The following is a 19768-nucleotide window of genomic DNA, read 5'->3' as shown; positions in this document are numbered from 1 at the left end:
CAACGGTCGGCCGAATTGCGTTCCCGGGCTCGACCCACCGCTGCGCTTCGCTAGCGCGTCAGCAGTAGGGCATCGCCTTGCCCGCCGCCGCCGCAGAGCGCAACCGCTGCACGGCCTGAACCGCGGCGAGCCAGTTCGTGCGCTGCATGAACAACGAGTCGAGCACCGGATGCTCCGACCGGGTGGCCGAGTGCGATAGCGCCCCCGTGAATGTTCACGATGTCATGGCTCAGCCCGAGCTCGGAGGTTGAGCGCAGGCTGACGGCAGCGAAGGCTTCATTGATCTCGGCAAAGTCGAGGTCGCTAGCGTTCCAGCCGGCGTTGTCGAGGGCTGCAGCGATCGCGCGCGCTGGCTGCGAGTGAAGCGAGTTATCGGGGCCGGCAACGTGACCGGAGCGGTCAAGCACGGCAAGCCACGTGAGTCCGTGTTCTTCGGCCCAGGCGCGGCTCGCCAGAATCACTGCCGAGGCTCCGTCGCTCAGGGGCGACGAGTTGCCTGCAGTGATGGTGCCCTCAGGGTCAAAAGCGGGGCGCAGTCCGGCAAGAGTCTCGACGGTCGTAGTGGCGCGCACGCCCTCATCCGTGTCGAGCACGAGGTCATCTCCCTTGCGCTGGGGGATTGTCACGGGCGCAATTTCGTCGGCAAAAACGCCGGCTTCGATGGCGGCGGCGGCGCGCTGGTGGGAAGCGGCTGCAATTTCATCCTGTTCGGTTCGCCCGATGTTGAGGCGACCGTTGTGGCGCTCGGTGCTCGCACCCATCGACTCAGCATCGAATGCATCGGTGAGGGCGTCGTGGGCGGCGGAGTCGAGCGCTGAGACCGTTCCGTACGCCCAGCCCATGCGCGATCCGGGGAGCACGTGAGGGGCGTTGGTCATGGATTCTTGACCACCGGCAGCGACTACGTTGGCTTCGCCGAGCCGGATGAGGCGCGCAGCATCCACGATTGCCGCGAGTCCAGAGAGGCAGACTTTGTTGACGGTGACAGTGGGAGTCTTCCACGCGAGGCCAGCGGCGATCGCTGTTTGCCTCGCCGGGTTTTGACCGGCGCCAGCTTGAATCACTTGCCCAAAGATGACGTGGTCGATCGAGTCGACGTCGACTCCGGAGCGCTCAACGGCGGCGCGAAGGGCGACGGCACCGAGTTCGATAGCGCTTAGCGAGGCAAGTTGTCCGCGCAGTTTTCCTTGGGGGGTGCGGGTTGCGGAAAGGATCACTACATCGTTGGGTGCGGGGGTGTTGGCCACTGTGCAAACTCCTTTGTTTGGGCGCCGTTGTTGACAGCGTGGTTGCGCAACCATAGGCTACATGAAACCTGAACCGGGTCTCAGGTTCAGATCACAATCCTCCTAAGGCAGCAGGAAAGGTCCCATCATGCGGGTCAGTAAAAAGTACCTCGCTCCGGCGTTAATTGCGACGGTTGCACTCACACTGGCGGGCTGTGCCCCCAGCACTGACGGCGGAAGTGGCGGCGATGAGCTCGCTCCCGTCGACGTTTCGATCATCACTTCGCAAACGGGCCCTCTTGCGGCCTACGGCGAGGCCTACCTTGCCGGCTTTGATGCCGGTCTCGATTACGCCACCGACGGCACAGGCACCGTCGATGGTCGTGAACTCAATATCGCCATCACGGATGATGCTGGCGACGCAGACAAGGCTGTCACCGCGGCCAAGGACGTGATTGGCCAGGGCCAAAAAATCATCGTCGGCACTGTTTCTTCGGGAATCGCCCTCGCGCTCGCTGAACAGGCCGAGCAAAACAAGATTCTCTACATTTCAGGGCCGGCAGCGGCCGATGGCATTACGGGCGTGAACGGCTACACGTTCCGCTCGGGTCGCCAGAGTTACCAGGATGTCGCGACGGCAGGTACCTTCATCGGTGACCCGTCGGGCAAGTCGGTATTGGTCTTCGCTCAAGACACTGCATTCGGTCAAGGAAACGTCGCGGCAGCAACGGCCGTTCTTGGTGGTCAGGGCGCTGACGTCACGAGCCTGCTCGTGCCTGAAGACGCAACAGAGTTCACTCCTTTCGCTCAGCAGATCGTTGACGCACAGCCAGACCTCGTCTTTGTAGCCTGGGCGGGCGCGACCTCGGGGGCGATGTGGGAGGCACTCAGCCAGCAGGGCGTGTTCGATAGCGTTCCTGTCGCAACGGGACTCGGCGATGTGTCGACCTACGGTGCGTACGGGGCGGCAAGCGACAAGATCAGCTTCCTCAACCACTACTTCGGTGGGGCAACAGATAACGACGCCAATGCAGCAATGATTAGCTACCTCGAGGCAGAGGGCATGCAGGCCGACCTCTTCTCGCCTGACGGTTTCGTCGCAGCACAAATGGTTGTACAGGCTGTTCGTGAAGGTGGCGACGATGTGGATGCCATGATCTCGGCTCTTGAGGGATGGACTTTCGATTCCGTCAAGGGCTCGATCACGGTACGCGCCGAGGACCACGCCATGATCCAGCCGATGTTCCAGGTCTCCCTTGTTGCCGATGGTGACTCGTGGATTCCTGAACTGGTCAATGCCGTTGACGCTGACGCCGTAACCCCGCCCGTCGCAGAGTAAGTAGCTAACGAACTATGTCGAACCAGCCCGTGCTCACGGTCGAGCACCTTGCCCTCACGATCGGGGGCGCCGTCATCATCGATGACGTGTCGCTCTCGATCTCTCAGGGTGAGATGCTCGGCGTGATTGGCCCTAATGGGGCAGGCAAAACCACGCTCTTCAATCTCATTTCTGGGGTGATGACTCCCACCGGTGGAGTTGTCACACTCGAAGGGCGTGACGTCACGAATCAGTCCATTGATGCGCGGGCCCGGGCTGGGCTCGGCAGAACTTTTCAAACATCCAGTCTCTTTCCGGCGCTCAGTGCACTTGAGAATGTTCGCCTGGCAGCTCAGGTCAAACTGGGCGGTGCGACCTCGGTCATCCGTTTTCCGCGGGCGCACGACAAAGCAACAACTATCGCTCGAGCTCGCCTCGACGAAGTGGGGCTTAGCCACCACAGCGAGACCGAAGCCGGGGTTCTTTCTCACGGCGACAAGCGCAAGCTCGAGATCGCCATGCTCTTGGCGACCGACCCGAGCGTGATCCTGCTCGACGAGCCGATGGCCGGTGTCGCCTCGGGCGACGTGGCCGGGCTCACCGAAGTGATCCGGCAGGTGCATCAGTCGGGTCGTACCGTGCTCATGGTCGAACACCACATGGATGTTGTCCTTGGCTTGGTCGACCGCGTTGCGGTCATGCACCATGGTCAGCTTCTCGCGTGTGACACCCCCGATGCCGTGATGGCAGATGAAGCGGTGCAGAAGGCTTATTTGGGGGCTCCACTATGACCGAGTCGATTCTGTCGGTTGCCGGCTTGAGCGCGAGTATCGCAGGCCAGCAGGTTGTTGAAGACGTGAGCTTCGAGATGCTCCCGGTGGGCGTAACTGCCCTGCTCGGCCGCAACGGTGTGGGCAAGACGAGCACATTGCGCGCCATCATGGGGCTCATTGAGCGGTCGGGCGAGGTCAGCATTGCGGGGGAACGCGTCGATCGTGAACCCACTCATCGCATTGTGCAGCGCGGCGTTGGCTATGTGCCGGAAGACCGCGAAGTCTTTTCCTCACTTACCGTTGCCGAAAACTTGCGGTTGGCCGAGCGCGATTCTTCGCCGAACCGCCACCTGATTCACGAGCTTTTTCCTGATCTCACGGATCGGGCCGGCCAGCTTGCGGGCACGCTTTCGGGCGGTCAGCAGCAAATGGTGTCGCTCGCTCGCGCTCTCGTCAACGACAATCGCCTGCTCCTAGTTGATGAGCCTACGAAGGGCCTTGCTCCACTCATCGTGATGGATGTCGCTAAAGCTCTCGAGCGTGCGGCCCAGACGGTGCCGGTCCTGCTCGTGGAACAAAACCTGCAGGTCGTGCGGATGCTCGCCGAGAAGGCCATTGTGCTCGAAGGCGGTCGCGTGGTCTACGACGGCAGTGCCGAAGAACTCTTGAGCAATGAAGCGCTCACGAAAGAACTGTTGGGGGTCGCATGAGCACCATAATTCTTCTGCTCATCACGGGCCTCGGGCTCGGTGCGCTCTACTTCTTGGTCGCTTCCGGCCTCTCGCTGATCTATGGACTCATGGGCGTGCTCAACTTCGCGCATGGATCGTTTCTCACGCTCGGCGCTTTCGCGGGCTGGGAGCTGGCACGGCGGATGGACGGCAGCAGCTGGGGCACGCTCATCGCCTCGCTGGTGCTTGGAATGGCGGTCGGTGCTTTCGTGGCTGCTGCTACCGAGTTCCTCCTCATTCGGCGGCTCTACAACCGACATATCGAGCAAGTGCTCGTGACGGTCGGTCTGGCTCTTGCCTCGGTTGCGCTCTTCGAAGGTATTTGGGGCACGGACGCGATCTACGTCACCGCTCCCGAATGGTTCTCGCAGACGACCGAAATCTTGGGCGCCCGTGTTCCGAACGATCGCTTCCTGATGATCGGCGCCGCGGTGTTGGTGTTGCTCGGGATCATCGCTTTCCTTCGTTACACCCGCTTCGGGCTGATCATCCGGGCCGGCGTTGAAAACCGGTCGATGGTGACTGCGCTCGGTATCGACGTGCGCAAGGCCTTTACGGTTGTGTTCGCTATCGGTGGTGCTGCTGCCGGTCTTGGCGGAGTGCTCGCCTCGCATTACTTCGGCTACGTATCGCCCCAGCTCGGCGGATCCCTGCTGATATTCGCGTTCATCGTCACCGTCATCGGCGGGCTGGGTTCGCTCGCGGGTGCCGCTATCGCTTCGGTCGTTGTCGCGGTGCTTCAGCAATTTGCTAACTACTTTTGGGGCGGCACCGGCGACTTGATGGTCGTCCTGTTGCTCGCCGTCGTGCTGTTGGTTCGCCCGACCGGAATCTTGGGGAAGAAAGCATGAAGTCGCTCTCGAAGTTGAGCCAGCGCACCTGGTGGATCGTCGGCGGCGTTCTTGTCGTCGTCGCAGCTCTCTTGCCATTGCTGAACATCTCGATCCCGGGCGTACTACCCGGGGCAACCTACACGCCGGGCACGTTGCAACTGCTCGCCCTTGCGCTGCTCTTCGCCTCGCTCGCACTGAGCTATCACCTCTTGTTCGGCACCGCCGGGATGCTCTCCTTCGGTCACGCGCTGTATTTTGCGCTGGGGGCCTATGGCCTCGGCATTGTGCTGCACGAGACTGAACTGACACTGCTCCCAGCACTCGGGCTCACCCTCGCGATTGTCATCACTGCCGCGTACCTCCTCGGCTCGCTGAGTCTGAGAGTGACAGGAATCTCGTTCGCGATGGTTACGCTCGCTTTCGCTCAAGCGGGCAACGTACTTGTGCGACGCAATCCCGCTATTACGGGAGGCGAGGAAGGGCTGCGGCTCGATACCGAACACGTCCCCGACTTCTTCATCGGAGTGGTCAACACACGCAATCTCTATTGGCTTGCGCTCGCGCTCCTGGTCGTCGTATTCGTGATCGTCGCGTGGTTCGAAAACTCCCGAGCCGGCCATGCGGTGACAGCGACACGAGAAAACGAATTGCGCGTAAGGGTGTTGGGACTGCGCCCCTTCGGAGTGAAGCTCATGGCTTTTGTGATTGCATCCGTTCTCGCGTCGCTTGTCGGCATGGTGCACCTACTGCTGCAGAGCGGTACAACGCCGCGCGCCACTTCGGCGGATTTCACGCTCACAATCCTCGTGATCGTAGTGCTCGGAGGAGTGGGCTCGCGCTGGGGTGCGATCGTCGGCGGCATCATCTATACACTGCTCGATCAACGACTCACAGCGCTAGCGAGCTCGGATGCCATCGATGGACTTCCGGCAGTCTTGCGTATTCCTCTCTCCGAACCGCTATTTATCCTCGGCACTCTGTTTATTCTTGTGGTGTTGTTCCTTCCCGGAGGAATCGCCGGTGCGGTGCAGCGCCTCTCCACAGGCACCAGTCTCGCGCCGCAGAAGCGTCAGCGGCTCGAGGAGGCAGAATGACCCGGTCTGAAGGGCTACACACGCTCGGGCGGTGGACCGCTGACCGTGCCCTCGCAACGCCAGACAGAGTGGCCGTCGATGACCGCGGCGTCGTATTGACGTATCGTCAGCTGGATGATCGTGCCACGGCGCTCGCGCATGCCTTCCTGTCTGGCGGCTACGGAGTCGGTGACCGCATTGCGACGATCACGGGAAACAGTTCGGATCACGTCGTCGTGTTCTTTGCCTGTGCCAAAGCTGGACTTGTGCTCGTGCCGCTGTCGTGGCGACTGTCACCGCGCGAAATTGCCCAACAGCTAGAACAAGCGGATCCGGCGCTGCTTCTTGTCGAGGATGAGTTTTCCACCCTCGCGTCGCTCGCTACCGAGCGGCTCATCGCCCCGATTGCTCGGGGCATCCTCGGCACGCACGGCATTGAGCGTGACATGGTCGTTCCGTTGCGCAGCGAAACGACGCCAGCGATTCATCGGCCGGTGCGCGACGACGATGCCCTGCTCATCATCTTCACCTCGGGCACCCTCGATCAGGCGAAGGGCGCCATCCTCAGCCACGCGAACTGCTTTTGGACCAATCTGTCGCTCTCGCGCACCGCCGAAATCACGAGCGCCGACACTGTGCTTGCCGTTATGCCGCAGTATCACGTGGGCGGCTGGAACATTCAGCCCCTGCTGGCGTGGTGGATGGGCGCCACCGTCGTTCTTGAGCGCACCTTCGACCCGGCTCGAGTACTGCAGCTCATTGCTGACCGTCGCATCACCACAATGATGGGCGTACCCGCGAACTACTTGATCCTGTCGCAGCATCCGCGATTCGCCTCGAGCGATCTCTCAAGCCTCGCGCATGCGATCGTCGGAGGAGCGCCCATGCCTGAACCGCTCTTGCGGGTGTGGCACAGTCGCGGAGTCGCGTTGACTCAGGGCTACGGCCTCACGGAAGCAGCGCCGAACGTATTGTGTTTGCCCGACGAAGAAGCCCGCACGCGAATTGGGTCAGCGGGCAAGCCCTACCCCCACGTGGATGTCGACATTGCCGACCCTGTGACAGGGGAGCGCATCGAGGGCGCAGGCCACGGCGAGCTTCTCGTGAAAGGTCCTGGAGTGTTCAGCGGCTACTTTCGGGCTCCTGAAGCCACGGCTCTTGCCCTGCGCGACGGATGGCTCGCTACCGGCGATCTCGTCAGTCGCGACTCCGAAGGGTACTACCGCGTCCTCGACCGCATCAAAGACATCTTCATTACCGGGGGAGAGTCCGTCGCACCCGCCGAGATCGAGGGCGTCCTGTTCGGGCATCCGGCCATCGCCGATGTCGCTGTCGTCGGCGTTCCCGACGACACATGGGGAGAAGTCGCGGTTGCCTGGGTAGTTGTGCGCTCCGGAGCTTCGACCGACGAAACCGATGTGCTCGACTTCGCGAGGTCAAGCCTCGCCAAATTCAAAGTTCCTCGGCGCGTGATCTTTATCGATCACATCCCGCGATCCTCGAGCGATAAAGTTCGTCGCCGAGTACTTCTCGAACAATGGACAGCAGAGTCCGCACAAGCAGGACGGATCAGTTCATGAGTACACCCCTCACCGCTCGCGGTACCCGTACAAAAGCGAAACTGATCGAGGCTGCCGAAACAGTGTTCGCCCGCTACGGCTACACGGATGCCTCGGTTGTGCGCATCACCGAGGAAGCCGGTGTCGGCCAGGGCACGTTCTATCTGTACTTTGCGAGCAAACTCGAAATTTTTGAGGAGCTCGTCGAAGACCTCAACCGCCGCGTACGCCGAGCAATGAGCGAAGCCTCGGGGGCCGCGTCCAATCGCATCGAGTCAGAGCGTGCCGGCTTTCGCGCTTTCTTTGAGTTCACGGCTGAGCATCCGGCTCTCTACCGCGTTGTTCGCGAAGCCGAATTCGTATCGCCCAAGTCGCTGCGTTTGCACTATTCGCGCATTGTCGATGGTTATATCGAGGGGCTCAAAGAAGCCCAGTTGCTCGGTGAAATCGGGGACATCGACCCCACTGTTGCCGCGTGGGCCCTCATGGGAATCGGCGAAATGATTGGCATGCGCTGGGTTCTCTGGGGCGACTCGGCTGATGCCGGCCACGATGCAGATCCCACCGCAAGTGGCACTTCTCGAGTGCCCGACCACGTGCTCGATCAGATGATTACGTTTATCCGCCGGGCTCTGGCTGTGCCTGAGCCGCGCACTGAAGGAGTCGAGAAATGACCGACCTCACGGGCCGCCGCGCCCTCGTCACGGGTGGCGCAAGTGGAATTGGCGCTGCATGCACGGTAGCCCTTGCGAAGGCTGGAGCCCACGTGATCGTGGCCGACCTCAATGGCGACGCTGCGCGCGCACAAGCCGAACTCGTGGGAGGCGAAGCCTGGCAGGTCGACCTCTCGGATACGGCGGCGCTCGCCACGCTGTCTCTCGACGTTGACGTGATTGTCAACAACGCCGGTATCCAGCACGTCACCCCGATCGAGACCTTCGATCCCGTGATGTTTAGCCGCATCCTTGACCTTATGGTTGAGGCGCCGTTCTTGCTCGTGCGGGCGGCGTTGCCTCACATGTATGAGCGCAACTTCGGCCGCATTATCAACCTGAGCTCCGTGCATGGCCTGCGGGCTTCGCCGTACAAGTCGGCCTATGTCACGGCAAAGCATGGTCTCGAGGGCTTCTCGAAGGTGACCGCGCTGGAAGGTGGCCCGCACGGGGTCACGAGCAATTGCGTCAACCCCGGCTACGTGCGCACGCCGCTCGTCGAGAAACAGATTGTCGATCAAGCGAAGGTGCACGGCATCCCCGAATCCGAAGTAATCGAGAAGGTCATGCTGACCGAAAGTGCCATTAAGCGACTCGTGGAGCCTGATGAAGTGGCCGACCTTGTGCTGTGGCTAGCAGGAGACACGGCGGGCATGGTGACCGGCGCGTCGTACACGATGGATGGCGGCTGGAGCGCACGATGACACCACTACCCAAAATGATCACGTGCCCGGTCATCGGCGGCGAGCTCACGGCAGCAGTGTGGGAACCCGAGTCGCAACCCCGCGCCACGATTCTGCTCATCCACGGCATTACTGCATCGCATATGTCGTGGCCGCTGATCGCCGCAGCGTTCCCCGATTGTCGTGTCATCGCCCCTGATCTTCGCGGGCGCGGGGCCAGTCGCAACCTCCCGGCGCCATTCGGGATGCCGCAGCACGCAGCAGACATGAATGCTCTGTTGGATGCTACCGGCACTGATTCCGCGCTCGTCGTTGGGCATTCAATGGGGGGTTTCGTCGCGGCAACTCTGGCGGCGCAGCACCCGGAGCGTGTCTGCGGCTTGCTCTTGATCGATGGCGGCTTGCCGATCCCGGCTCCGGAGGGTACTTCTATGGATGATCTCCCTCAAGTGATTTTGGGTCCTGCAGCCGAACGGCTCTCTATGACGTTCCCTGACCGCTCGAGCTATCGCGAGTTCTGGCGGGTGCATCCGGCATTCGCCGATGATTTCAGCCAGACGGTGCGCGATTATGTCGACTATGACCTCGTGGGGTCTGAACCGAATCTGCATCCGGCAAGCACTATTGATGCCGTCAGTTTCGATGCACTCCAGCTCAGTGGTGACGCTCACTATCGCGCGGCGCTCGACGGCTTGAGCATGCCGGTGCACTTCATCCGGGCGCCGAGGGGTCTTCTCAATCAGCTACCGGCGTTGTATTCTCCGGAACAGTGTGACCAATGGCGGTCAGAGCTTCCTCACGTGAAGTTCCACGAGGCGCCAGACGTCAATCACTACACGATTACTTTGACGCAGCGTGGCGCAGATTATGTCGCGGGCGTCATGGCAGAACTGGTGATGAATCAACCGCGGGAGGTCCGAGCGTGAGTATCGATAAGACAGTGGGGTCAGCGGCAGAAGCGGTCGCTGATATTCCGAGCGGGGCATCGTTGGCTGTCGGAGGTTTCGGTCTCTGTGGCAATCCGATGGTGCTTATTCAAGCGCTGCTCGAATTGGGCTCCGACGAGCTCAGCATTGTGAGCAACAACTGTGGTGTGGATGACTGGGGGCTTGGCGTGCTGCTTGCCGCCCGTCGCATCCGCAAAATGACTTCGTCATACGTGGGCGAGAACAAAGAGTTCGAGCGCCAGTTCTTGACGGGAGAGCTCGAGGTCGAGCTGACTCCGCAGGGAACTCTCGCCGAAAAGCTTCGCGCGGGTGGTTCGGGCGTCGCGGCGTTCTTTACCCAGACCGGGGTGGGTACGCAGGTCGCTGAGGGCGGGCTTCCGCGCCGCTACGACGGGGCGGGCGGTATTGCCATTGCGTCTCCGCAGAAGGAAGTGCGTTCTTTTGAGGTGAATGGGACAGCCAAGGATTTCGTGCTCGAAGAATCGATCTCCACTGACTTCTCTCTCGTTCACGCTCTCAAGGGTGACCGCCACGGCAACCTCGTGTTTGCCAAGTCGGCCCGCAACTTCTCGCCTCTCGCGGCCATGGCGGGGCGCGTGTGCATCGCCCAGGTTGAAGAGCTCGTGGAGCCGGGCGAGATTGAACCGGATGCCGTTCACTTGCCCGGCGTGTATGTCTCCCGGGTGATCGAGGTCGGTTCCGATGTCGAAAAAAGAATCGAGCGTCGCACGGTGCAGAAGGTGGTCGCATAATGGCTTTGACTCGCGAAGAAATGGCGGCGCGTGCTGCTTTAGAGCTCGCTGATGGTTCGTATGTGAACCTCGGTATCGGCCTGCCGACTCTCGTGCCTAACTACGTTCCTGAGGGCCGCACCGTTGTGCTGCAGTCAGAGAACGGAATCCTCGGCGTTGGCCCCTACCCCACAGAAGAGAACGTCGATCCTGATCTCATCAACGCGGGAAAGGAGACGGTGACGACCCTCCCGGGTACTGCCTTCTTCGACTCGGCCATGAGCTTTGGCATGATCCGGGGCGGCAAAATCGATGCTGCCATCCTCGGCGCCATGCAGGTCTCGGTTGCCGGCGATCTCGCCAACTGGATGATCCCCGGCAAGATGGTCAAGGGCCCCGGCGGTGCCATGGATCTCGTGCACGGCGCAGCCCGCGTCATCGTTCTGATGGAGCATGTCGCGAAAGACGGCAGCCCCAAGATCGTCAACGAATGCTCGCTGCCGCTCACCGGACGTGGCGTTGTTCACCGCATCATCACCGATCTTGCCGTGATCGATGTGACCGATCGCGGTCTTGTGCTTCGCGAACTCGCCCCTGGCGTCGATGAAGCAACCGTCCGTGCCGCAACCGAACCCGAGCTCATTGTCGAGCTCAACTCTTAAGCCGTTTCGCCACCCCCGTAGTTCAACTGACCAAAGGACACACCATGGCTACCCTTCTCGATGGCATCGTTCAGCACAGCGTCACCACACCGCGCTTGGTCGCGTCGGTTCTTGAGCGACCGGCAGATCAGCCCACGTCGACCGTTGTTTTTGTGCATGGCAATGTTTCGTCGTCATTGTTTTGGCAACCGACGATGCTCGCGCTCGATAGCACTGTGCGAGCGCTTGCGATCGACCTGCGCGGTTTCGGTGACAGCGAGACACGTCCGGTGGATGCCACGCGGGGAGTTCGCGACTTCTCCGACGACATCGCGACCGTGCTCGACGCCCTCGATATTGAGCGGGCAAACTTCGTCGGCTGGAGCATGGGCGGTGGAGTAGTGATGCAGTTCATGCTCGACCACGCTGATCGGGTCGAGACAGTGACGTTTGTGTCACCTGTGTCGCCGTACGGGTTCGGCGGCACGAAGGGGGCGAATGGAGAGCTTCTCGCTCCAGAGTGCCCTGGCACTGGCGGTGGGGGAGCGAATCCTGACTTTGTGGCCCAATTGAACGCCGGTAATGCAGGCGACGATTCGCCAACATCCGCTCGCATGGTGTTTCGCACGGCATATGTTGCGGATGCTGCAGCTCACACTGAGCACGAAGATCTCTGGGTTGAATCGATGCTGACGACCGCTACCGGCGAAGACAACTACCCGGGCGACTCCGTAGTTGTCGAAGCGTGGCCGGGCTTCGGTCCCGGTGGTCGTGGTGTGCTCAACACCATGACGCCCGATCACTTCAATGTCAGCGGAATCACCGAGCTGCAGTCCAAACCGCGCATTCTCTGGGTGCGGGGGCTGCAGGACGCGATTGTGTCGGATGCCTCGGGTTTCGATCTGAACTTCTTAGGACAGTTGGGCGTCATCCCCGGTTGGCCGGGTGCTGAGGTCGCACCGCCGCAGCCGATGATCGAGCAGACCCGCGCAGTTTTCGACAAGTATGTGGCCAACGGTGGCGAATACACCGAGCTCGCGTGGGACAACTGCGGCCACTCGGCACACCTTGAACGGCCAGGCGAATTCGTACAGGCACTGACTGCTCATCTCGCCGCGCGCTAGCGTTCCGCCGATGTTCAGGTGTCGGCTTTAGGATGGATGAGTGCCAGCAATCAATCTCGGAATGCCGAAAGTCCCTGAAGTCCTCGCTCCTCGTCGCAAGACCCGGCAGATCAAGGTCGGCTCAGTAGGAGTCGGCAGCGAGTCGCAAGTCAGCGTTCAGTCCATGACGACGACGCAAACGACCAATATCGATGCCACTCTGCAGCAGATTGCTGAGTTGACGGCGTCGGGTTGTGACATCGTGCGTGTTGCTGTGCCTCATCAAGATGACGCGGATGTGCTGCACATCATCGCGAAGAAGAGCCAGATTCCGGTTATTGCTGACATTCACTTCCAGCCGCGCTACGTGTTTTCGGCGATTGATGCCGGAGTAGGCGCCGTTCGCGTTAACCCGGGAAACATCCGCAAGTTTGACGACAAGGTCGGCGAGATCGCAAAGGCTGCCAAGGATGCGGGCACGAGCCTGCGTATTGGTGTTAACGCGGGTTCGCTCGAGCCGAGTCTGTTGCAGAAGTACGGCAAGGCCACCGCAGAAGCGCTCGTCGAGAGTGCCGTGTGGGAGGCAAGCCTCTTTGAAGAGCACGACTTCCACGATTTCAAGATTTCGGTCAAGCACAACGACCCGATCGTCATGGTCAAGGCATACCGTATGCTCGCCGAGCGCGGTGACTGGCCGTTGCACCTCGGTGTGACCGAGGCGGGGCCCGAGTTCCAAGGAACGATCAAGAGCGCGACAGCATTCGGCATCCTGCTCTCTGAGGGCATCGGTGACACTATTCGCGTTTCCCTTTCCGCTCCTCCCGTGCAAGAGATCAAGGTCGGCCTGCAGATTCTGCAGTCGCTCAACCTGCGCGAGCGCAAGCTTGAAATCGTCTCGTGCCCTTCGTGTGGTCGCGCCCAGGTCGATGTCTACAAGCTCGCGAACGATGTCACTGAGGGCCTCGAGGGCATGACAGTTCCGTTGCGCGTCGCCGTGATGGGTTGCGTCGTCAACGGACCGGGTGAAGCTCGCGAAGCTGACCTCGGTGTCGCCAGCGGAAACGGTAAGGGCCAGATTTTTGTGAAGGGTGAAGTCATCAAGACGGTTCCCGAGGCAGACATTGTCGCCACTCTTATCGAAGAAGCCAACCGCATCGCCGCAGAAATGCCCGCGGGAGAAATCGGTAGCCCGCAAGTTCTTACCCCGTAGGCGCACTACCATTGAGGCGTGTCTACACGTCTCTCCCAACTCTTTGTCCGCACGCTTCGCGAAGATCCCGTCGATGCTGAAGTAGCCAGCCACCGTCTCTTGGTGCGCGCCGGCTACATCCGTCGGCAGGCTCCCGGTGTTTTTGCGTGGTTGCCGCTCGGCTTGAAGGTTCGCCGCAAGATCGAGGCGGTCATCCGCGAAGAGCTCGAAGCTTTTGGTGCGCAAGAGGTGCTGTTCCCGGCACTGTTGCCGCGCGAACCTTACGAGCTCACGGGGCGCTGGACCGAGTACGGTGACGCACTTTTCCGACTCAAGGACCGCAAAGGTGCCGACTACCTGTTGGCCCCAACGCACGAAGAGGTCTTCACGCTGCTCGTGAAGGACCTGTACTCGAGCTACAAAGATTTGCCGTTGTCGATTTACCAGATCCAGGACAAGTATCGCGACGAGGCACGTCCGCGCGCGGGTCTCCTGCGCGGTCGTGAATTCTCCATGAAGGACAGCTATTCCTTCGACTACACGGATGCTGGACTCGACGTGTCGTACCAGCAGCACCGCGACGCTTATGAGCGCATCTTCAATCGCCTCGGCCTTGAGTACGTTGTTGTGTCGGCGGATGCCGGTGCGATGGGTGGCTCAAAGAGCGAAGAATTCCTGCACCCAACTCCTATCGGCGAAGACACCTTTGTTCGTTCGGCCGGTGGCTATGCCGCCAACGTTGAGGCGTACCGCACCACTGTGCCCGTGGCGCTGCCGGTTGACGGACTGCCTGAGCCTCTCGTCTTCGACTCGCCTAATACGCCAACGATTGACACTCTCGTTGCTCTCGCGAACGAGCAGCAGCCGCGCCCCGACCGCCCATGGACGGCGGCAGACACGCTCAAGAACATCGTGTTGGCGCTCACCTCAATTGACGGCACGCGCGAGCTCGTTGTTGTGGGACTTCCCGGTGACCGCGATGTCGACCTGAAGCGTGCCGAAGTAGCTTTCGCCCCCGCTGAGGTCGAGCCTGCAACCGAGAAGGACTTTGCTGAACTCGCCAAGCTCGAGGGCAACCCTGGCTTCGTGAAGGGCTACATTGGTCCGTGGTCGCCCGAGGGTGCCGTCATTGGAGAGAGGTCGGCCACTGGCGTGCGCTTCGTGCTCGATCCGCGCGTGGTGGAGGGAACCCAGTGGATCACTGGCGCCAACATCCACGAAAAGCATGTTCTTGGTCTTGTTGCCGGTCGCGATTTTGTCGCTGACGGCACGGTCGAAGTGGCGGATGTCCGCGCCGGCGATCCTGCTCCTGACGGTAGTGGTCCTATTGAGACCGCTCGCGGCATGGAGATCGGCCACGTATTCCAGCTCGGCCGCAAGTACGCTGAGGTTCTTGGACTCAAGGTTCTCGACGAAAATGGAAAGCTCGTGACCGTCACGATGGGTTCCTACGGAATCGGCGTTACGCGACTGATGGCGGCTATCGCGGAGACCACCAACGACGGCAAGGGACTTCTCTGGCCCAAGAACATCAGCCCCTTTGACGTGCACATTGTCGCCGCGGGCAAGGATGCCGTGGTGTTCGAGACTGCAGAATCTCTGGTTGGTTCGCTCGAACAGGCTGGCCTCGACGTGTTGTTCGATGACCGCCCGAAGGTGTCGCCCGGAGTGAAGTTTGGCGATGCTGAGTTGCTTGGTGTTCCGAAGATCGTGATTGTCGGTCGCGACGCTGCCAATGGAATGGTTGAAGTCTGGGATCGGGCCACGAACGAACGAACGAGCGCTCCGGTCGCCGACGTCCTCGCTGCGCTCGCAGAATAAGCCAGCTAAACTAGCAAGTTCGCAGCCGCAGACGGCTGCGAGTCACACCCCTAAATGAATATCGGAGGTCCTCAATGGATATCGACTTGAGCGTGCTGCGCATGATGGAGCGCGAGCGAGAGATACCGTTCGAAGAACTGGTGCAGATCATTGAGCAGGCGATTCTGAGCGCCTATCTCAAGCACGTTGAGGCTCCCGAAGGTAAGGCTGCAGAAGTGCAGCCCACCGCTCGTGTTGTGCTCGACCGCAAAACCGGACATGTCAGTGTCTGGGTCCCTGAGTATGACGAAGAGGGTGCGGTTATTGGCGAGGCTGAAGACAGCCCCAGTGATTTCGGTCGTATTGCCGCTTTCGCAGCAAAACAGGTCATCAACCAGCGCTTGCGCGACATTGGTGACGACAAGGTTCTTGGCGAGTTCAAGGGTCGTGAGGGTGACATTGTTGCTGGAGTAATTCAGCAGGGCCCCAACCCGCGAATGATCCACATCGACTTGGGCACCGTTGAGGCAATCATGCCTCCAGAAGAGCAAGTGCCCAGCGAGGAATACACACACGGTGCGCGCTTGCGTGTCTATGTGACTGCAGTGAACAAGGGCGACAAGGGGCCTCAGATTACGGTCAGCCGTACGCACCCCTCGCTTGTTCGCAAGCTGTTCGCACTTGAAGTTCCCGAAATCGCTAGCGGTCTTGTGGAGATCACCTCGGTTGCTCGCGAAGCGGGCCACCGCACCAAGATGGCTGTGCGAGCCACCGAACCGGGTATCAACGCGAAGGGTTCGTGCATTGGTGAACTCGGGCAGCGCGTTCGCGCGGTTACTGCCGAGCTCAATAGCGAGAAGATTGACATTGTTGACTACTCGGAGAACCTTGCTGAGTTTGTCGCCAACGCACTCTCTCCCGCTAAGGTATCGAGCTCGTTCGTGATCGACGAAGCTACCAAGGCTGTTCGCGCGCTCGTACCCGACTACCAGTTGTCGCTCGCGATCGGCAAAGAGGGTCAGAACGCCCGACTGGCTGCCAAGCTCACGGGTGCTCGCATCGACATCCAACCTGATTCCATTCTCGACGACGAGTAGTCGCCCGCCCGAGTCGGCTCCGCGAGCACGTGTGCTGCGGGAGCCGACGCGGGTGTATTCCGCTGCACCTGTCTTCGACATCGGGCGCGGGGGAGTGCGTGATTGCAGAGTAGGGGTATTATGGATGCAGTAAGAACGTGTGTTGGCTGTCGCGCAAGCGCCAGCAGACCCTCGTTACTGAGAGTTGTCGCATCTCACGGTGCGGTGGTGGCTGACCAATCGGCCACACTTCCGGGCCGCGGTGCGTGGCTTCACCCCACAACTTCGTGTTTTGAGTCTGCAGTTAAACGCAGAGCTTTTGCACGCGCGTTGAAGGTGGATTCACCGCTAGACACCGGAGCACTTCTTTCAGTGTTAGCTGAATATGAGACGGGACATCAACCGATGTCCCCTAACGAACAGGCTGATTGACCTATGGACAACTAATGAGCGGCTCGAAATGAGTTCCGTCCGTAATTAGTGGTCTGCCCCTGTCTGGGAGCAGACCCAGACAGGAGAAAAGTGGCTGCAAAACCACGCGTACACGAAGTCGCCGCCGAAGCCGGCGTCGATAGCAAGGCTGCATTAGCGAAGCTCAAAGAAATGGGCGAATTCGTTAAAGGCCCATCGTCAAGCATTGAGCCCCCCGTCGCCCGACGGTTGAAGGCTGCGCTTGAGGCTGACGCCGCACAAGCTCCGGCATCAGAAGAGAAGCCCAAGGCTTCTCCGAAGGCCGCGCCGAAGGCTGCCGCGAAAGCGACACCCAAGCCCAAGACTCCGATGCCCAGCGCACCGACCCCGGCAGATGTCGCTGAGGTCGCACCCGCTGCGACACCGGAACCTGAACAGGCTCGCGAACCCGAAGAGGGTGCGGCTCCCGCACCGCTCACGGTCGCCGAGCGTCAGGCTCAGGCCCTCGCCGCAGAAAAGGCAGCAGCTGCTGCCAGCGCGAAGCCCGAATCTGGCTCCGCTGATGCCCCCAACCCGTCTGTTGTTCCTCGTCCGGGTACTCCCCGTCCGGGAAACAACCCCTTCGCCTCTAACCAGGGAATGGGCCGTCCAGCAGCGAGCGGTGGCAACAGTTCTATTCCTCGTCCTGGGGCACCTCGCCCAGGACTTCCTCGTCCCGGCGCACCGCGTCCGGGTGCACCTCGTCCTGGCGCACCTCGTGCAGGATCGCCTCGTCCGGGCGCACCTCGCCCAGGTGGGCCTGGTCAAGGCCAGCGCCCAGGTGGCTTCGGTCAGCGTCCGGGCGGCGCTGCTGGAGCAGGTGCTGGTGCACGTCCCGGTGCAGCTGGCGGCGGTTTCCGTCCCGGTGGAGCACCAGGCAACAACTTTGGTCCTAACCGTCCACCAGGAGGCGGCCGTGGCCGTGGCCCCGGCGGAGGAACCGCAGGTGCGTTTGGTCGCGGAGGCGGCAAGAGCAAGGCACGTAAGTCGAAGCGCGCGAAGCGGGCAGAGTTCGAACTGAGAGAAGCACCTTCGCTTGGTGGCGTTAGCGTCCCGCGCGGAAACGGCAAGGAAGTAATTCGCCTTCGCCGTGGTGCTTCCATCACCGATTTTGCCGACAAGATCGACACGAGCCCCGGAAACCTCGTCACCGTTCTGTTCCACTTGGGACAAATGGCGACAGCAACCGAGTCCCTCGATGAGGCAACCTTCGACATCCTGGGTGAAGAGCTCGGGTTCAAGATCGAAATGGTTTCCCCAGAAGAGGAAGACCGCGAACTCCTGCTCGGGTTTGATATGGACCTCGATCAAGAGCTCGAAGAGGAGTCGGACGATGAACTCGTCGTGCGTCCTCCCGTTGTTACCGTCATGGGTCACGTCGACCACGGTAAGACCAAGCTGCTTGACTCCATCCGTAACGCCAACGTTGTCGCTGGCGAAGCCGGTGGCATCACTCAGCACATCGGTGCTTACCAGGTTGTCAAAGAGCACGAGGGTATCGAACGTCCGATTACCTTCATTGACACCCCGGGTCACGAAGCGTTCACCGCTATGCGTGCTCGTGGTGCTCAAGTCACCGACGTTGCAATCCTGGTGGTCGCAGCCGACGACGGAATCATGCCCCAGACGGTTGAAGCACTCAACCACGCTCAGGCAGCCAATGTTCCGATCGTTGTCGCGATCAACAAGATTGATAAAGAAGGCGCGAACCCTGCAAAGGTTCGTCAGCAGCTCACCGAATTTGGCCTCGTTGCCGAAGAATACGGTGGAGACACGATGTTCATGGACGTTTCGGCGCTCAACAACGTCGGTATCACCGAGCTGCTTGATGCTGTGCTCTTGACGGCGGATGCCGGACTCGACCTGCGTGCAAACCCCAACAAGGATGCTCGTGGTGTTGCGATTGAAGCCAAGCTCGACAAGGGTCGCGGTGCTGTTGCTACCGTGCTCATCCAGTCGGGAACGCTTGAAGTCGGCGACCCGATCGTTGCCGGTACCGCCTACGGTCGTGTTCGTGCGATGTTCGACGAGAACGGCGAATCGGTTACGCACGCTGAGCCGTCGCGCCCCGTCGCAGTGCTCGGTCTGACGTCAGTACCCAAGGCCGGCGACGTGTTCTTGGTTACCGATGACGACCGTATGGCCCGCCAGATCGCTGAGAAGCGCGAAGCAGCAGAGCGCAACGCCCTGTTGGCTCGTAGCCGCAAGCGCATCAGCCTTGAGGACTTCACGAAGGCCCTCGAAGATGGCAAGGTCGAATCGCTCAACCTCATCATCAAGGGTGACGTTTCGGGTGCTGTTGAAGCTCTCGAAGAGTCGCTCCTCAAGATCGAGGTCGACGATTCTGTTCAGCTGCGCATCATCCACCGCGGTGTCGGTGCTGTTACCGAGAGCGACATCAACCTCGCAACCGTCGACAACGCCATCATCATTGGGTTCAACGTTCGACCCGACCCGAAGGCACGCGAGCGTGCTGTTCGTGAAGGTGTCGACGTACGTTTCTACTCGGTCATCTACGCCGCGCTCGAAGACGTCGAGAGCTCGCTCAAGGGCATGCTCAAGCCGGAATTCGAAGAAGTGCAGTCGGGTGTTGCAGAGATCCGCGAGATCTTCCGCTCCTCCAAGGTCGGAAACATCGCGGGTGTCATCGTGCGCTCGGGAACGATCACACGAAACGCCAAAGCACGAGTTATCCGCGATGGTGTCGTCGTTGGCGACAACCTCGCTATCGACTCGCTGCGTCGCTTCAAGGATGACGTCACTGAAGTTCGTACAGACTACGAGGCCGGTATCGGTCTTGGTAAGTTCAACGACATTCAGGTCGGCGACGAAATCGAGACAATCGAAATGAAGGAAAAGCCGCGGGTCTAGCCCGTTGGCTTATGACGGCACCCAGGTCAGGAAGCGGAGCTACGCAGGCTC

The 19768-nt window shown here is 60.7% G+C and carries 18 protein-coding genes; 17 read left to right on the top strand and 1 reads right to left on the bottom strand.

Annotated features, from left to right (window positions below; translation table 11 throughout):
* Positions 1-50: 50 nt before the first annotated feature.
* The gene (locus AACZ26_RS11855) at positions 51-1247 is read right to left on the bottom strand and encodes an acetyl-CoA C-acetyltransferase (protein WP_339621828.1); all 1197 of its coding nucleotides are present in this window, start codon (positions 1245-1247) and stop codon (positions 51-53) included.
* A gap of 127 nt (positions 1248-1374) precedes the next feature.
* Here AACZ26_RS11855 and AACZ26_RS11850 point away from each other — a divergent pair, with 127 nt between their 5' ends.
* The 17 genes from AACZ26_RS11850 to infB all read left to right on the top strand — a co-directional run bounded on the left by AACZ26_RS11850 (position 1375) and on the right by infB (position 19717).
* Positions 1375-2565, top strand: a complete 1191-nt coding sequence (locus AACZ26_RS11850) for a substrate-binding domain-containing protein (RefSeq protein ID WP_339621827.1) — start codon at positions 1375-1377, stop codon at positions 2563-2565.
* Between the two features lie 14 nt (positions 2566-2579).
* Positions 2580-3335 (top strand): ABC transporter ATP-binding protein, encoded by a 756-nt coding sequence (locus tag AACZ26_RS11845; RefSeq protein WP_339621826.1) that lies wholly within the window; start codon positions 2580-2582, stop codon positions 3333-3335.
* Entirely contained in the window at positions 3332-4027 is a 696-nt protein-coding gene (locus AACZ26_RS11840) for an ABC transporter ATP-binding protein (protein ID WP_339621824.1), read from the top strand. The genes AACZ26_RS11845 and AACZ26_RS11840 overlap by 4 nt, the downstream gene beginning before the upstream one ends.
* Positions 4024-4899: a branched-chain amino acid ABC transporter permease gene (locus tag AACZ26_RS11835; protein ID WP_339621823.1), complete on the top strand. Its 876-nt coding sequence runs from the start codon at positions 4024-4026 to the stop codon at positions 4897-4899. The genes AACZ26_RS11840 and AACZ26_RS11835 overlap by 4 nt, the downstream gene beginning before the upstream one ends.
* Positions 4896-5975 carry a branched-chain amino acid ABC transporter permease gene (locus AACZ26_RS11830; protein WP_339621820.1) on the top strand — a complete coding sequence of 360 codons (1080 nt, stop codon included), beginning with the start codon at positions 4896-4898 and terminating at the stop codon, positions 5973-5975. Before AACZ26_RS11835 ends, AACZ26_RS11830 begins: the two co-directional genes overlap by 4 nt.
* Entirely contained in the window at positions 5972-7534 is a 1563-nt protein-coding gene (locus AACZ26_RS11825) for an AMP-binding protein (RefSeq protein WP_339621818.1), read from the top strand. The genes AACZ26_RS11830 and AACZ26_RS11825 overlap by 4 nt, the downstream gene beginning before the upstream one ends.
* The gene (locus AACZ26_RS11820; protein ID WP_339621816.1) at positions 7531-8187 is read left to right on the top strand and encodes a TetR/AcrR family transcriptional regulator; all 657 of its coding nucleotides are present in this window, start codon (positions 7531-7533) and stop codon (positions 8185-8187) included. Before AACZ26_RS11825 ends, AACZ26_RS11820 begins: the two co-directional genes overlap by 4 nt.
* Positions 8184-8930: a 3-hydroxybutyrate dehydrogenase gene (locus tag AACZ26_RS11815; RefSeq protein WP_339621814.1), complete on the top strand. Its 747-nt coding sequence runs from the start codon at positions 8184-8186 to the stop codon at positions 8928-8930. The genes AACZ26_RS11820 and AACZ26_RS11815 overlap by 4 nt, the downstream gene beginning before the upstream one ends.
* Positions 8927-9835 (top strand): alpha/beta hydrolase, encoded by a 909-nt coding sequence (locus AACZ26_RS11810; RefSeq protein ID WP_339621812.1) that lies wholly within the window; start codon positions 8927-8929, stop codon positions 9833-9835. The genes AACZ26_RS11815 and AACZ26_RS11810 overlap by 4 nt, the downstream gene beginning before the upstream one ends.
* Positions 9832-10608 (top strand): CoA transferase subunit A, encoded by a 777-nt coding sequence (locus AACZ26_RS11805; protein WP_339621810.1) that lies wholly within the window; start codon positions 9832-9834, stop codon positions 10606-10608. Before AACZ26_RS11810 ends, AACZ26_RS11805 begins: the two co-directional genes overlap by 4 nt.
* On the top strand, positions 10608-11249 hold the full coding sequence (locus AACZ26_RS11800; protein ID WP_339621809.1) for a CoA transferase subunit B: 642 nt from the start codon (positions 10608-10610) through the stop codon (positions 11247-11249). Before AACZ26_RS11805 ends, AACZ26_RS11800 begins: the two co-directional genes overlap by 1 nt.
* A 44-nt stretch (positions 11250-11293) precedes the next feature.
* Positions 11294-12352, top strand: a complete 1059-nt coding sequence (locus AACZ26_RS11795) for an alpha/beta hydrolase (protein ID WP_339621807.1) — start codon at positions 11294-11296, stop codon at positions 12350-12352.
* A gap of 40 nt (positions 12353-12392) precedes the next feature.
* Positions 12393-13541, top strand: coding sequence for a flavodoxin-dependent (E)-4-hydroxy-3-methylbut-2-enyl-diphosphate synthase (gene ispG, locus AACZ26_RS11790; protein ID WP_339621806.1), 1149 nt, complete (start codon positions 12393-12395; stop codon positions 13539-13541).
* Between the two features lie 18 nt (positions 13542-13559).
* On the top strand, positions 13560-15341 hold the full coding sequence (locus AACZ26_RS11785; RefSeq protein WP_339621805.1) for a proline--tRNA ligase: 1782 nt from the start codon (positions 13560-13562) through the stop codon (positions 15339-15341).
* Between the two features lie 74 nt (positions 15342-15415).
* The gene (nusA, locus tag AACZ26_RS11780; RefSeq protein WP_339621803.1) at positions 15416-16417 is read left to right on the top strand and encodes a transcription termination factor NusA; all 1002 of its coding nucleotides are present in this window, start codon (positions 15416-15418) and stop codon (positions 16415-16417) included.
* 120 nt (positions 16418-16537) lie between these two features.
* Positions 16538-16828, top strand: a complete 291-nt coding sequence (locus tag AACZ26_RS11775) for a YlxR family protein (protein WP_339621801.1) — start codon at positions 16538-16540, stop codon at positions 16826-16828.
* A 90-nt stretch (positions 16829-16918) separates the two neighbouring features.
* Positions 16919-19717 (top strand): translation initiation factor IF-2, encoded by a 2799-nt coding sequence (gene infB, locus AACZ26_RS11770; RefSeq protein ID WP_339621800.1) that lies wholly within the window; start codon positions 16919-16921, stop codon positions 19715-19717.
* Positions 19718-19768 lie beyond the last annotated feature (51 nt).

It is taken from the genome of uncultured Salinibacterium sp., from assembly GCF_963974405.1.
Taxonomy (GTDB): Bacteria; Actinomycetota; Actinomycetes; order Actinomycetales; family Microbacteriaceae; genus Rhodoglobus.
This window is presented reverse-complemented; position numbering and strand designations above follow the sequence as displayed.